The following is a 14,322-nucleotide window of genomic DNA, read 5'->3' on the forward strand; positions in this document are numbered from 1 at the left end:
GGGTGGGGAGCGGGGTGAAGGGGCGCTAAATTAGTTTTTTGAAGGAGGCTAAAAAATGCCATATTTAAAGGTAACCACAAACAAAAAGATAGATAACAAAGAAGAGTTGACACGTATTCTTTCAAGGGAAGTTGCTAATGCTCTTGGTAAACCAGAAATGTATTTTATGGTTAGCCTAGAAGATACTGCCCATATCCAATTTCAAGGAAGCTCAGATTTGGCGGCTTTTGTGGAATTAAGAAGCATAGGTTTGCCTGAATCACAAACAAAAGATCTCTCTAAGGTACTCTGCCAATTGCTAGAGCAACAATTGAATATACCAAAAGATCGCGTATATATAAACTTCTTAGATATTAAAAACACGATGTGGGGTTGGAAAGGAGATACATTTTAGTTTTAATGAAAAATATCCAACAAATATGCAATAGATCAATCACTGGTTAAAAAAATTAGGTAGTAGGGAGCGACGCGCCATGTACAAAGACGAATTAGAAATGCTCATAAAATTTTTGGGTGAAGACCTATTAAAAGAAGAGAATCAAAAAAAACTTCAAGAACTTGTTTTAAGTAAAATTAAAAGAAAAGAAGATTTTCAGTCAACAAACGAATTACTCAAAACACTTGAAAGTTATGAGTTAAGAAACTTTTTATATTCAAAACTTTTAGAAAGTTATTTTTCTATTTTCAATATTATTTACGAAAAAGAGATCCTAAAATATGGAGACGAGAATTATAAAGTTTCTATAGATAACGACACTTTTGAATCTCTTGTAGAACTACTTGATGAATCAGATATAAACGGAGAAATTCTATTTTACCTGCTCTCTGACGATTTAAAAAAGAGAGTAGAAATAATACAACAATTGATAAGTGGAAGATCAAAAAAAGAGTGGAATGAAGAAGAATTAAAAAGCTTTGTGAAAAACTTAAAACCACTTACTACAAAGTTTCTTGAATTATTGATCGAAAAAGGGAAATTGAAGTCTGAAGAGATCATGGAAACCTTGGAACTGAAAAATAAAAAATCAGTTTCCGCCTTGGTAAGCGCTATAATCAGAAACGCCCCAAACGATAAAGAAAAATTAATTTTTAAAGATAATGAGTACATATGTATTAATGAAAAGTATAGAAACAAAATTTTTGAAATTATGAATAAATCAAAAAAGTAAAAGCAGGATGAAATTCATCCTGCTTTTACTTGTAATATATATATGAAAAAAGTTGAATAAGAATGAATGATGGTGGGTGCGGTAGGGATTGAACCTACGGCCTCTTCCGCGTCAAGGAAGCGCTCTCCCACTGAGCTACGCACCCTTTATAATCGTATAAAGTATATCATATTTTTTTTACTCTGTCAATAAAACGTGGGCTCTTTGTCAAATATGGTTGATAGAATAGTCAAAAGAGATAATGAAAAAGGTAATACAGCCCAATATCTTATTTGAATGACAACTAATTATCGTCAAGCACGTAAGTATCTAATTTTTCTACCTTCACTTTTGAAAGAGAACCTCCCGAGTTCTCTTAAAAATTATGGCTAATTAAACTTTCATACAATCATATAGCTCGTATAATATGTATGCTATAATTATACCTTGTAGGCGTGTAATTATCAACGTTTTTTGATTCAAATTCGTTTTGCGTTTAAAGCCAGTTTTCACCTTTTCCTTGAACCTCTTTCGGTGTATTCTTTTACCTGGAGAGGGTTCACGCTGTGTTCCATAAAAGCATTAAATCACAATTGAAAAAATGATTTTATCTAGGTTCGACTTTCACACTTCTTCAGTAAAAGGTTTGGGATTAAACGTTTCTTCTGGTGCAATTCTTAAAAATAGGATAATTACAATAATTGATACTATACATGCAACCAGTGTAATTTGATATCCCTTCATCAAATCTAAAAGAATACCATATATCTGCATACCAACAGGGATAGCTCCTCGAGCAACCAACTCCACAACCGTAAAAACACGAGATCTTACGTTAGTTGGTGTCATTTTTTGCATGTTGGTATCAATAGGTATATTTATAAAAGCATTGCTCACACCTATTACCATAAGATTTATGTACAAAATTATTAAGAAGGTCCAAGATGCACCTCCGAATGTGGCAACGATATTAGGAAAAAATAAACCTGAAATGATGAAAAACATGATAGCCTCTACTATAAAACCAAATGTGATCGATTTTTTCGAATTATTCTTCGAAAAAATAGTACCGATTAAAATACTACCAATTAGTATCCCCACGGTAAAAGAAGATTGGGTGATTCCATACTGTTCGCTTGTAAATCCAATTTCTTGCCTTAATACATAAGGAAGCACAATCGTAAGAATCGGTGCCATTATAAAATTGACAACCATTACAAACAAAAGCAATTCTTTCAAACCTTTTCTTCCTTTTATGAAAATTAATCCCTCTTTGATGTCTGAAAACATAGATTTAAAGGATATTTTTTGTTTACGTTCATAATGAGGATGGTAAGTAATAAACATTTCGCTTATAGCAGATATAATGAAAGAAATTCCATTTATAAGAAACACAACTTTTATTCCGCCAAATCCATATATGATTCCTCCAAGGATTGGTCCTATAATATTAGAAAAACTAGTTATTGAAGAGTTTACCGAATTAGCTCTGGTGAGAAAATTAATAGGGACCAAGTCCGGAAGCATCGCATTTGTTGAGCCGCCAAAAAAACTGTCTAATATAGAAATAAATACTTGGGCAGTGAAGATAAAGGCAATGGTCATCCAACCTTGATAGGCTGAATATGCCATAAAAAGTATAATTACACCTCGTATATAATCCAAATTCACCATAATTTTCTTTCGATTTCTTCGATCTCCCAAAACCCCTGCTATCGGCGAAAAAAGTAAGCCTGGAAGCATGCTTAAAAGAGAAAATGTACCCATAAGGGTTCCAGAGCCTGTAAGATCAAGAATATAAAGCGGTAAAACAATCATTTGTATGCCAGTTCCTATTAAAGATACAAGTCTACCTGCGGAATATAGTAAAAAATTTCTTTTTTGCTCATTTGTCATTAGAATTTCCCCCTGTTTTAGTCTTGTTATAGTGTTTTTATGAACTTTAAAACTTTATATTTAGCGCCCCTTCGCCCCGCAGCCCCCCACATAATCGGCCCAGATGACATTTGGGTATTTTAGGGGCAAGGTAGTAAAATAATTATATATTCTTAAAAGAGGTGATTTTTGTGAAGTCTTACCCCTCAGAGTTAAAAGCTAACGTTGTTAAAGAGCATGTCGAAAAAGGTGTTTCTTGTTCCCAACTTAGTAAAACTTTCAACATCCCTACCAGAAATATCTATAAGTGGGTGAAGAAGTTTAGAGATTCTGGTGAGAATTATTCTTGCTTTTTCAACGGCCCTTTTAACAAAAATTCCATCGTTTCTCGTGGTTCTAAGGTTCCTCCTGTGGTTTACGAGAATTCCGGTGTCGATTTGGATGAGATTTCTCGACTTTGTATGGAATACCCCGATCTCGCTCAGACTCTTCAAGCTTTGAAGGATTTGGTGATCAAAAAGGATATTGAGATCAGAGTTCTTAGAGAACAAGTTGAGTTTGTAAAAAAAAATTTGAATCAGAGAAAATGATGGAAAATAGACATGTTGATTTTAAATCTACACCCATTTTGGATATTCAATATGTCAATAGGTTATATCGAGAGTACGGCGTTTCTCTTTCTTATCTTTTTGAAGAGTTCAACGTGAACCCTAGAACTTATTATTACAAAACGAGGCTCTTCTTGGAGACCAGTTCTTTGTCAAAGAAAAAGCATTCTAATTCCAAAACTCGAGGTTTTTGCTATACTGTGAATGGCGATAAGGTTCCTGATGAGTTTGTAATCGCTGAACTGATAAAAATTAAGGAACATCTCAATATGTATGTCTCAAGGCATTATTTGAAAACTCTTGGTTCTACTAAGCTGTGTGCGTATTTCAAGAAAAATTATGGAATAATTATCAATCATAAAAAGATGAGACGTTTGAAACACGAAATCGGTTTGGTTGGAAAATATACAAACCATTCACCACATCCAAGAAGAGGTCCTCAAAAACATGTTGCAACCGCTCCTAACCAGTTTTGGGAAATGGATATCAAATACTTCAAAACTAAAGATGGTTATGTACAGGTGTTCAGCATAATTGATACTTTTGATAGACAAATTGTTGGTTCTTACATCGGACCATCATGTAAATCAAAGGATATAGTTAAAACAATCTTTGAAGCTCTTAGGTACAGAGGAATATCAGGAAAAGGCTTGATTATTAGATCAGATAACGGTACTCAATTCACATCTTTGTTAACGGAAAATTTTATGAGAAATGTTGGTATAATTCATGAGTTTGGATATCCACATAATCCAGATTGTCAAGCCTTTATCGAATCTTTTCATTCAAGTGTCCAAAGAGAGTTTGTGCCTTTGAATACCTTTACTAATATTAGTGATTTCACTATGAAATACAAAGTGTATTTGGACTTTTATCTTAATATTAGACCTCATGGCTCTTTGAACTACTTGACACCAAATGAGTTCCATGTTTTATACAAAAAAAATAAAATAGAAATTAAGGAAATCAAAGAAAAACTTATCATTTTTGAGTAAAATCGAGTTATGCCTCTCTAATTTCTGATATTCGGGGCTCCGCCCGCGCCCATCTAAGGAAGAGTGAGTAGGATTTCCCACTGTTTTCGCCATATAAGGAAGGGAAGATCCGCACGTACCCGCCCATAAGGAAATAATTATTATAATTTTAACATATATTTTCGGATATTTCAAACTCGATTAAGCTCCTTAACAAATATAGTTGATGGAATAGGCCTTTCAACTCTTCTTTTTTGTCTGATTTTAATATCGCTATCGTCGTCACCATCTTAAACCCTCTAAATGAGTGTTCATCTATCCCTAACTTTATATCTTCCATATCTTGAAATTTCGTCCAATCTACCTTTACTTCAATCGAATCTAATAAATTACTCACAGTTCTCACACTTACACCGTGCTCTTTCGCGGTTGCCGATATGCTCATCTTACGCAAATTCTTTACAAGGTTTTCTGTCTCTGCTCTTGTTATTCTTTGCCATCTATAACTTATCTTCTCATTTCTGAAGCTTTTCCCTGTTTTTTTACACATGTATCTTTGTGGTCTGTGTATCAGATATATTCTTTGTGTTCCAACTTTGCCAGCTTTGATAATCCTTTCTTTTGCTTTACCGTTACGTACTATGTATTCTCGCTTGTCTTTACATCCTTTACATTTATACGGACATTCTGGTATCCCTACCTTTTTCGAATATCTCACTTCAAAATAAATCTCTCCATCTTTTCTCAAATCTTTTCTCTCTTTTAACTTAAAACCTTTGTCAATACCCAGTATTTGTGCTATAATTTTGTTGCTCATGATATCACTCCTCTCTCTTTTTATTTTTTGTTTTTTTGTTCTATGAGGAGTGATATCTTTTTTTTACCCCTTTTGTCAAGTACCTCATCAACCATTTTTATTATACATCAGGTGAAGTGTCAATAGGATTGTTCCTATTATTCAAAAAACCATCCGGGAAATTCAAGCTTTTGCTTTGAAAGAACCCTAAAGGCTTCAGACCAGTTCCTGATCATCGCATATAGAAAGCTTAAAGCATGATTACTGCTAACATCATCATTTTCGCTGAGAGAGGATGATAAGGTTTTTATGATCGTTTCAAGTTCCTGAACGGTTGAGTTTCTTTGTAATGCAGGTTCCATAATTTGAACTAAATGATTAAACTTACTTAATAAAAAAGGTGCACGTCTGTTTAATTCGAATAATAAGCTTTTATTATTTTCTTCCAACCTTTCATAAGTCCATGGACGACTAAAGGCTTCCAGCTTATTTACGTCTATGGTTTCAATAGGCATCATTCTTGAGTGAAAAAATAAATCCACCCATTGAACAGGCAAAATGGAAGACTTAATTTTTTGAGGCGGCTCTCCGATCCACAGCAAATAGCTTGACCATAGTGGGACAACATAGATATTTTCATTCGTTACAGAACGTATTCTTTTGAGCATTGTCGCTAACACAGATGGAATTGACGGTAAAGGGATTCCAGCTGCTAGGAATGATCCGGTTAAGTCCATACAATGGAAGACTACTCTCCCTTTTTCTTTTCTTAATGAAAGGAAAATTTTGATCCACTCAGTATCATAGGCATCATCAACATAACCTTTTTCATCATATACGTCAATCAAAATTGTATCAAATTTAGTGTTTAGTTTTTTGACTCCGTCTCTAAAATCGCAATAATGTACTTTATAATCATTAAAAAGAGAATGTAATTCCTTCAATGACTCATCTATTTCTATACCAATCCCCTTAGTGGTTATTCCCCATTTATGGAGTAATTGCGCGAAGGTACCAGCTCCATATCCTAGGGCAAGAACATCACTGTTATTTATTGATGCAGCAGACCAAGCCAGGTAATCCCAATATTTATACGATAAATCACTTTTTACTATGACAGAATGAATCAATGGAGTAGGTTCTCCTGTCTTCGGATTGCAAATTACTACTGCATCATTAATCATTTTCCATGTATTTAAAGACATTACCAGTCGCCTCCGATAATATAATTTTTGGATTTACTTCATCACATACCCATACCCGGCTTTGATTCATGAAATTGGGTATTTCCATGATCTCTGGGAATGAGTGGGTAAACAAATGATGTCTGTACCATAATCTCCATTTTGAGGGATCTTTGATTAGAATTTGCCGAAAGAAACTCATTAAGGATGACGCTGAAATAAAAATATCATTTGGCATAATTGGTAAAGAAATTAAAAGTTCGTTTTCAGTTGGTGCAATGGCTCCTATAATCGGCGTTTCCAATTTATGTAGCAAACGGAAAAAGCCACTTCTCAGATTGATGGTCGAACTGATAAACGGTAAGTGGAGAGGGGTTTTATCGTTGCCAGACCCAGTCATTCCATCTAAAAAAAGAACGACAATGCCACCTTTTTTTAGATGGCGTGCAATACGTAATCCGGTTGACTGATTTTCAGCTATGACCATTTGTATATTTAATTCATCGTACACTTTTAGCCATTTTTTCAATTGCTGCTCACTGTTATATGATTCTTGATCGACGACGAGTAAAACCAGATTGTCGGGTCTTACTTTAACTACTGATTCAAGAATAGTTTTGAAAGCATAACGATAAACACCATAATGTATAAAAACTAGAGCTAGACCCTGATTTGCGTATATTTGTTGAATTTTTTCTAAGCCTAATCCGCTGATTTTTTTAAAACCCTGATAAAAGTCCGGATTTTCCCGGTATTCTTCAGAATTTTCTATATAATCGCAATAATTTTTCCAAACTTCATAAGGGTCATATAGGCCTAAATATTTTAATTCCTTGATGATGTTAGAAAAGGCCATAAAATAATCTAAATTTAATCTATTTTCAACTTTATCCATTTTTTCTGCCTCCTTCTTTTAGCTTGTTCTTTGTGTAAAAATGATTCAAAAGTGATATTAAGATTTCGAGAGGAAGATCATAATCTCCCTTCAAGATATTTCCGCCTCCTGTGCCTTCGACCAAGTCAGCCCCGATCACTGGGGCAGATCCTTCAAAGATCTTTTGAATGATTAATATTAATTCATTTTTAGTGAATCCACCGGGAACCCCGAAATCGACAAAGGGAAATAAAAGCGGATCCAAACTGTCCAAATCAATGGATATATAATTTGCACAATCCTCATACTCCTTTTGCCATTTTTCAATCAGATGAATAGAAAATGACGCCTTAGGAATTTTTATGACCTTTGGATGATCCACTATCTGTTTTTCAGTCCGATATCCCCTGCTTCCCAATTGGATAATTGCTCGTATGAAAGGCGGTTCAGAAAGATGTAAGAATACATTTCCATGGTCTAACTTATGGGTTGTTCCATATAGATCGTTATGAGCATCAATCACCCATATAACGATTGGTTTATTTAAAGCCTTCAATGCTACTGCAACATCGTAAGTATAGGAATGGTCACCTCCTACACATAAAAAAGGTAAAGAATTTTTTATACAGAATTTTACAATCTGCTGAATTGATTCTCTCTCTGAAGAAGGATCGTTGATAACGTTTCCGATATCTAGTAATTTTCCGCACTCGATTTGACGGTCGGAATCAATATGAAAAAAGTTGATTGGAATAGGAACAGGATATTGGTTCTCATATTCCAGCTTATATGAAGCTTGTCTTAAAATATTTGGGAATTTGTCTACGGTTGAGATCGGTGAACGACTGCCATTCTTAAATGGTACACCAAATATGACCATATCAGGATTTTGACCAGTGAATACATAATTAAAAAAAGGTTTCTCTTCAACTGTCGGCAATTCAAGCCAATCTGCTCCGTCTGGTAAGTATTCCACTTTATAGTAGGAGTCATGATCAAAATCGTGTAAGTATAAGAATTCATTTTCCTTTTTTACGATACTGTATTGCCTTATTTCCATAATATTCCTCCTTGTGTAAATAAACCATTCGACGTGTGGACAGGATTAACATCAGCAGGTATACTAGGGTCATGCCTAATTGAGTATAGGACTCAGCTTCCTTGTCTTTCCACAAAAAAACCAGGCCGGATAGGGATAAAATAAACAAGAGTCCGACTAGAAACCATAATAGATTTTTAATCTTCTTTGAAGGATATGCCTTGAAAATAAAAGCTCCGTCTGTTGTTGACAATGGAACAAGGTTGATTGAAATAATGGAAAAGTAAAACAATGCAAAAGAAACCCAAATGGTATCATTTACAGAAAGAATAAAAACAAGTGAAGCTAGAAGCTGCATAGAAACGCCATTAATAGTAAAGAAAATATATTTTTTAAAAGTAAGATTTTCAGGATAGGAATATACACCTTTGATAGAAGACCAAGAGTATTCAAACTTTTTCAATCGTCCACCTATCAAATAAATGGCAATTACATGTCCCAATTCGTGAATAAGAATCATAGTAAGCATATATACTATGATCATCACTATTAATGAAAGCAATTCATTCACCTCACATCAAAAAATCGATTAGAAGATAGATAATTTACCTCCTCAGATGGACACCCTTGCCTTCGACTAGGCGCTCCCGCTATATTGTCCATCGCGGACTTTCACCGCTTAGCTATTGGGTATGCTGGCCACATTTATGAGAAGAAGAAGAAGGATGGAATCCTTCTTCTTCCCTAGGGTGGAAAGGATTAGCATCGGATCACACAACGAATGACCTTACGATCTGCTTCTAGTTTTTTTAATTCTTCCAGTGTTAAAGGCTTCGGTTGCTTTTTCATATGTATCACCTCCTTTCATTTTGTATAGAGTAAATGACCCGAACAAACATTTACTCTACTTCTTCCACAACATTTAAAACCGATCTGGGTACTCCCCCCTCTGTTGATCTTGTATCTAGATTTTCTCCACTAAAAACAAAAAATACCATTCAATAGCAAAACTGTAACAAGCTTGCTGTAAAAAAGTCCTAATACTATCTCACCCCTATCTTTTGATTTAATCTTTGTTTAAAAAGCAACTGCTACAATCAATTTTCATCCTTCTCAATTTCATTATACGCTTTTCCATATGGTTTTCAAGTCGTTTTTTAATTGGTTTTAAACATACATTAACAAAGTATTACAGAGATCGGTCAAAAAAACTTATGTTAAAATTATTTACGATATTTTTTATCGGATATAATGCATTTGTCATTTCTTTTGGTTATTATAAAAGAGTTATGATATAATGAAATTTAGAGAAAAATATAGAAGCTCTGAAGGTTGTTAACATTCCAAAGAAAAGGTTTTTGAAGTAAATTTTATTTTATATTTTTGTTGCTATTGGGTAAAAGGAGCCTTCTGCTGTTTCTTTTGAAGGTTATACCCTGTAACCCTTTTAAAATCAAAATCTTATTTTTGATAATCCTTTTATCTCCAAACTGTCTATATAAACTCTATCCTCAAATTCCTTTAATCTGGAATCGTTAATACTACAGTTTCTTTTGTTATCTTTTTCCCAGCTACTACTGTGAAGAAAAATAAAAATATCCCTACTCCTAACAGTATCCATAAAAGTATATCGTTGAACTGTTCTGTCACAGGAAACAACGAAGTCAAATAACTGCCACCAAAAACAACTATGAATCCTATTATAAAAAACAAGTTATCAATTATACTTATTCTTCGAATTCTAAAAATTAGATAATACACCCCCACTTTTTCTAAGAATAACTCTTCTAAGTTTCTGTAATTACTTAATATATCACTTTTTAAGTTATCCAACACTATTTCTCCTTTTTTCATAAGCATTACCCTGTGAGCTAACTTTTCCACTTCTGCTAAGTCGTGAGAGGTGTAGAATATACTTTTTCCTTCTTTGTTGAGTTTAAATATTAACTCTCTCATCTTTATCCTTGAAACAGGATCCAAACCACTCATGGGTTCATCAAGTATGAAAAGTTCTGGGTCTTTTAAAAGTCCTAAAATAAAAGAAAACTTCCTTCTCGTTCCTTTTGAATAAGTATGAACCTTTTTTGGTAAGAATTCTGAGATGTCTAAATACTTTGCATAGCTTTCTATTTGGTCATTTGATAGTTTTCCACCGAGATATTCTCTGAATATTTCGATATTTTTCCATCCCGTTTCTTTTTCCCAGAGCAAATCCTTTTCTGAAACTACTCCGATGGTTAAGCCATCTTTTTTGATTATTTGATCCTTACCATGGTTGTAGATCCCCGTAAGGCATCTTATTGTTGTAGTCTTTCCTGCTCCGTTGGGTCCTACCAACGCCAAAATCTCATTCTCTACAACATTGAAGGTTATACCTTTTAGTATTTTGTTACCACCAAGTTCCTTTGTTAAAGATCTAACAGAGATAAGTGTTCCTTTGTTTTCTCTTGACTTTGATAGTTGAGAGACGATTTTTTAGTAAACTGAACGGAAGGAAGCGGGTTTGAGGGGATAAATCACCTATTTTTTTGAAAAAATTTTTTTGATGTAGTGACACTTTTTTCTCTTTTAATTATATTATTCTCTTGACTTCATAATATTTCTGTGGTATAATATTAAAGACATTATGAAGTTGGGAGATGATTTGGATGTATGTTAGAACGGTAAAAAACAACCAAGGGAAAGAATACTTAAGAATAGTAGAAAGTTACCGTGAAAACGGTAAGAATAAACAAAAGATAATCGCTAATTTGGGTAGAATCGATACTATCAGTAGAAAAGAAGTGGAAAATATTGTCGATAAACTTGTACAGATATATGATATAAAAGGTTATGTGAATTTGAATAATGTTGAGGAAGCACCTGATAAGAAGAATTATGGGATAAAGGTAATAGTGGATAAGTTGTTTGAAAGGTATGAGATGGATAAGTTCTTTGAAAAGATGGATAAAAAGATAAGGTTCGATGTGGAAGATTTGTTGAAAATAATGGTTATGAACAGAATAATAGAACCTAAAAGCAAGTTGGGAATATTCAACGACTTAGATTATTATGGATTCAAAAGAATAGATGAGGCAGAGACAGATGAAGAAGGGATAGCCTTACAATGGATGTACAGGACGCTAGATGTGTTAGCGCAAAAGAAGGAAGAGTTAGAGAAACATCTGTATTGTCAAAGGATAAGTTTATTCAATTCTGTAGTAGACTTAGTGTTTTACGATGTAACGACGTTAGCCTTTGAGACACAACAAACGAATGAGTTACTACAGATGGGTTATTCTAAAGATAAGAAGTTCAATGAATCACAGGTAGTTTTAGGGATGTCGATAGTTGGGAAAGGAAACGCCCCGAAGGGGGTTCAAGGAATGCCGGTTAGTTTTGATATATATCCAGGTAACACGTTCGAAGGACATACGTTCAAAGATACGATTGAACTGATGAAAAAGAGATATCAGCTGGGGAAGGTAATAGTGGTTTCTGATAGGGGGATGATGAGTAAAACCAATATGGAAATAGTAGAGAATTCCGATTACGAATTCATAGTTGGTAAATCGATAAAACAGTTAAAAAAGGTGGATATATTCGATGGGGAATTCACTGAAATATCAAAAGGGATTGAATACAGAGAAATAGAATACGGGGGTAAAAGATTACTCATAATACATTCAAAGGAAAGGGCTGAAAAAGATAGAAAAGGCGAAAAATATGACGGATACTATGGAATAATAACAAACACACAGTTGAATCCTAAACAGATATTAGAGCAATACCATACCTTGTGGAAAGTGGAAGAAAGTTTCAGAACACTAAAGAATTATCTTGAAACAAGACCGATATTTCATTGGACACAGAAAAGGATAAAGGGACACATAGTGATGAGTTTCATATCTTACATAATGCAAAGAACACTTGAATTAGAACTTGAAAGAAACAATATAGAATACTCACACGAAAAGATAAGAGAAGCAATTAAAAACATGGAATACATAGATATTAAAACCAACGAACAGCATTTTGCCATTAGGACTAACATGAATGTTTTAGCTCAGAAGATATTGAAGATACTTAATATACCAATCCCAAAAGTGGTAACCCCATATGAGGAATTCATAGAGAAACTAAAACTACAGGACCAAAATGAGGAAAATAAAGGATTAGAAAGGAGCAAAGCACAAGCGTAAGACTAAAACACTGATAAATAAAGGAAAAGAAAGGCATGTAGTGACACTTTTGAAAAACAGAGAAAGCCAAAAACGCTTTTTTGCAGTTATTCATGCCTGTTTTAGAATTCTTACGTTTTTGTAACTGTCAAACTCAGGAGGCACCTTATTGTTGTAGTCTTTCCTGCTCCGTTGGGACCTACCAACGCCAAAATCTCATTCTTTACAACATTGAAGGTTATACCTTTTAGTATTTTGTTACCACCAAGTTCCTTTGTCAAAAATCTAACAGAGATAAGTGTTCCTTTGTTTTTTGATACCATCTACAATTTTCCCCCTTTTCTCTTGCTTTTATAAATCCTCTGGCTATACAGCGAGAACAAAACCAAAGATCTTCACAATCTCCACAAATATCTTCTCTTGGAGCAGGAGTTTTTGAAATATTTTCCAAAAGCTTTGTTTTATTTATTAGAAAATCCTTCAAATTATTCTTATAATCCTTTAAATTACCAATTATTATATCACCCATTTGACATAATCTTACATCTAATTTAGATGATACTACCAAACCGGTACTTCCAATTCCGCAATTAATATCATGACTAGTCGCTTCGTCTAAAACCGCAATAAAACTAGGGCCAAACTTATTTTTCAATTTGTTCAAAGTGTTTACAAAAGCATTAAAAGCATCCTCATTGTAAGATAGAATTAAATCATCATTATCTTTTGCTCTACCCACAGGTGTCACTGGACCAAATGCCACTGCTGTAACACCTATTTTGTAGGCAATATTCGCTACTTCTTCCACTTGGTTAACATTACCAGGAGTAACACTACAAGCCAATCTGACCGGAATTCCTATATTCACTAATTTTTTTATTGTGTTTAAAGCTAATTCGTATGCGTTTTTATGTCCGGTAAACCAATTCACATATTTCGGTGTACTTCCATGCAAATCAACTTGAGCAACTGCTTTATCTTTGTTTCTAGATAAAACATCAAAGGTTTTTTCAGTAAAATTACTGCCATTAGATAGAATGCCTATTAATTCAAAATCCTCATTCAAGGCTTTTTCAATTATTTCGTTAAAATAAGGATGTATACTAGGTTCTCCTCCCGTTATTTCTAAAGTTCTGGTCCCTAATGCAAACATTTGATCTATTAGTGAAAAAGCATCTTCTTTATCTATATCTGTTAAATGTTCGCTCTCCCCACTTTTATTATAACAATGTTTGCAACGGAAATTACATTTGCTAGTTATCTCCACTACCATTCCTCTTGGAACTACGTAATTCCAACTCCCTAACTTTTCTAATTTATCATCGATAATTGCGTCTTTCTTTTCATAGGAAATTGTTGATAAACCATAGCTTCTTAATTGGTTTAAAAAATTAAAAATATTTTCTTTAACTCTTTCCTCAGAGTCAGAATACTTTTTTGAAAAAAATTCTATCATCTGACCAACTTTCATGGGTTCATACATTTTTTCAATTATTTCTCCACCCTCTTTTGTTAATTTAAGAGAAAGAGACTGTTTTAAACTACTATCACGAGACTTCGACATATTTGGTATGAACATTAAGGTTGGATATAATGGAGATAGGAACAATTTAGCCTTATTTACGTTCAATTTTAAGTAAACATCTTCTCTCATGGTTTTTGTT

The 14,322-nt window shown here is 33.8% G+C and carries 13 protein-coding genes, 1 tRNA gene and 1 pseudogene; 5 read left to right on the forward strand and 10 right to left on the reverse strand.

Going from position 1 to position 14,322, the window contains the following annotated elements:
* Window positions 1-55: 55 nt before the first annotated feature.
* Window positions 56-394 carry a phenylpyruvate tautomerase MIF-related protein gene (locus X927_RS05770; protein ID WP_103077152.1) on the forward strand — a complete coding sequence of 113 codons (339 nt, stop codon included), beginning with the start codon at window positions 56-58 and terminating at the stop codon, window positions 392-394.
* A 79-nt stretch (window positions 395-473) separates the two neighbouring features.
* Window positions 474-1,169, forward strand: coding sequence for a hypothetical protein (locus tag X927_RS05775; protein WP_103077153.1), 696 nt, complete (start codon window positions 474-476; stop codon window positions 1,167-1,169).
* A gap of 70 nt (window positions 1,170-1,239) precedes the next feature.
* Here X927_RS05775 and X927_RS05780 read toward each other — a convergent pair.
* Together X927_RS05780 and X927_RS05785 are read right to left on the reverse strand one after the other, a co-directional pair.
* Window positions 1,240-1,314 (reverse strand) — tRNA-Val (locus X927_RS05780).
* Window positions 1,315-1,772: 458 nt separating this feature from the next.
* On the reverse strand, window positions 1,773-3,044 hold the full coding sequence (locus X927_RS05785) for an MFS transporter (protein WP_103077154.1): 1,272 nt from the start codon (window positions 3,042-3,044) through the stop codon (window positions 1,773-1,775).
* Window positions 3,045-3,214: 170 nt separating this feature from the next.
* On the opposite strand from X927_RS05785, the gene X927_RS05790 reads away from it, so the two are divergent.
* Both X927_RS05790 and X927_RS05795 read left to right on the forward strand, forming a co-directional pair.
* On the forward strand, window positions 3,215-3,613 hold the full coding sequence (locus X927_RS05790; RefSeq protein ID WP_169925159.1) for a transposase: 399 nt from the start codon (window positions 3,215-3,217) through the stop codon (window positions 3,611-3,613).
* Window positions 3,613-4,626 (forward strand): IS3 family transposase, encoded by a 1,014-nt coding sequence (locus X927_RS05795; RefSeq protein WP_169925160.1) that lies wholly within the window; start codon window positions 3,613-3,615, stop codon window positions 4,624-4,626. The genes X927_RS05790 and X927_RS05795 overlap by 1 nt, the downstream gene beginning before the upstream one ends.
* 199 nt (window positions 4,627-4,825) lie before the next feature.
* Here the strand turns inward: X927_RS05795 and X927_RS05800 are convergent.
* From X927_RS05800 to X927_RS05825, 6 genes and pseudogenes are all read right to left on the reverse strand, one after another.
* Window positions 4,826-5,422: pseudogene (locus X927_RS05800) on the reverse strand (transposase); the annotation flags it as partial.
* Window positions 5,423-5,559: 137 nt separating this feature from the next.
* Window positions 5,560-6,531, reverse strand: coding sequence for a polyamine aminopropyltransferase (locus X927_RS05805; protein ID WP_146026586.1), 972 nt, complete (start codon window positions 6,529-6,531; stop codon window positions 5,560-5,562).
* A gap of 46 nt (window positions 6,532-6,577) precedes the next feature.
* Window positions 6,578-7,480, reverse strand: coding sequence for a hypothetical protein (locus X927_RS05810; protein WP_103077158.1), 903 nt, complete (start codon window positions 7,478-7,480; stop codon window positions 6,578-6,580).
* Window positions 7,473-8,519, reverse strand: a complete 1,047-nt coding sequence (locus X927_RS05815) for an arginase family protein (protein ID WP_103077159.1) — start codon at window positions 8,517-8,519, stop codon at window positions 7,473-7,475. Before X927_RS05815 ends, X927_RS05810 begins: the two co-directional genes overlap by 8 nt.
* Complete coding sequence (locus X927_RS05820; RefSeq protein WP_146026587.1) at window positions 8,479-8,961, reverse strand: hypothetical protein; 483 nt, start codon at window positions 8,959-8,961, stop codon at window positions 8,479-8,481. The genes X927_RS05815 and X927_RS05820 overlap by 41 nt, the downstream gene beginning before the upstream one ends.
* A gap of 1,058 nt (window positions 8,962-10,019) precedes the next feature.
* Complete coding sequence (locus X927_RS05825) at window positions 10,020-10,970, reverse strand: ATP-binding cassette domain-containing protein (protein WP_103077161.1); 951 nt, start codon at window positions 10,968-10,970, stop codon at window positions 10,020-10,022.
* Between the two features lie 176 nt (window positions 10,971-11,146).
* Between X927_RS05825 and X927_RS05830 the strand changes: the two genes are divergently transcribed.
* The gene (locus X927_RS05830) at window positions 11,147-12,679 is read left to right on the forward strand and encodes an IS1634 family transposase (protein ID WP_169925161.1); all 1,533 of its coding nucleotides are present in this window, start codon (window positions 11,147-11,149) and stop codon (window positions 12,677-12,679) included.
* Between the two features lie 110 nt (window positions 12,680-12,789).
* Here the strand turns inward: X927_RS05830 and X927_RS05835 are convergent, their stop codons facing one another.
* Both X927_RS05835 and X927_RS05840 read right to left on the reverse strand, forming a co-directional pair.
* Window positions 12,790-12,981, reverse strand: a complete 192-nt coding sequence (locus X927_RS05835) for an ATP-binding cassette domain-containing protein (protein ID WP_103077163.1) — start codon at window positions 12,979-12,981, stop codon at window positions 12,790-12,792.
* On the reverse strand, window positions 12,936-14,312 hold the full coding sequence (locus tag X927_RS05840; RefSeq protein WP_103077164.1) for a radical SAM protein: 1,377 nt from the start codon (window positions 14,310-14,312) through the stop codon (window positions 12,936-12,938). The genes X927_RS05835 and X927_RS05840 overlap by 46 nt, the downstream gene beginning before the upstream one ends.
* Window positions 14,313-14,322 lie beyond the last annotated feature (10 nt).

Origin of the sequence: Petrotoga mexicana DSM 14811 (assembly GCF_002895565.1) — a bacterium.
In the GTDB taxonomy this organism is placed as follows: domain Bacteria; phylum Thermotogota; class Thermotogae; order Petrotogales; family Petrotogaceae; genus Petrotoga; species Petrotoga mexicana.

Coding starts and splice junctions, on each gene's coding strand:
- X927_RS05770 (WP_103077152.1), top strand. CDS start 56: ATGCCATATTTAAAGGTAACCACAAACAAAAAGATAGATAACAAAGAA.
- X927_RS05775 (WP_103077153.1), top strand. CDS start 474: ATGTACAAAGACGAATTAGAAATGCTCATAAAATTTTTGGGTGAAGAC.
- X927_RS05785 (WP_103077154.1), bottom strand. CDS start 3,044: ATGACAAATGAGCAAAAAAGAAATTTTTTACTATATTCCGCAGGTAGA.
- X927_RS05795 (WP_169925160.1), top strand. CDS start 3,613: ATGGAAAATAGACATGTTGATTTTAAATCTACACCCATTTTGGATATT.
- X927_RS05810 (WP_103077158.1), bottom strand. CDS start 7,480: ATGGATAAAGTTGAAAATAGATTAAATTTAGATTATTTTATGGCCTTT.
- X927_RS05815 (WP_103077159.1), bottom strand. CDS start 8,519: ATGGAAATAAGGCAATACAGTATCGTAAAAAAGGAAAATGAATTCTTA.
- X927_RS05830 (WP_169925161.1), top strand. CDS start 11,147: ATGTATGTTAGAACGGTAAAAAACAACCAAGGGAAAGAATACTTAAGA.
- X927_RS05835 (WP_103077163.1), bottom strand. CDS start 12,981: ATGGTATCAAAAAACAAAGGAACACTTATCTCTGTTAGATTTTTGACA.
- X927_RS05840 (WP_103077164.1), bottom strand. CDS start 14,312: ATGAGAGAAGATGTTTACTTAAAATTGAACGTAAATAAGGCTAAATTG.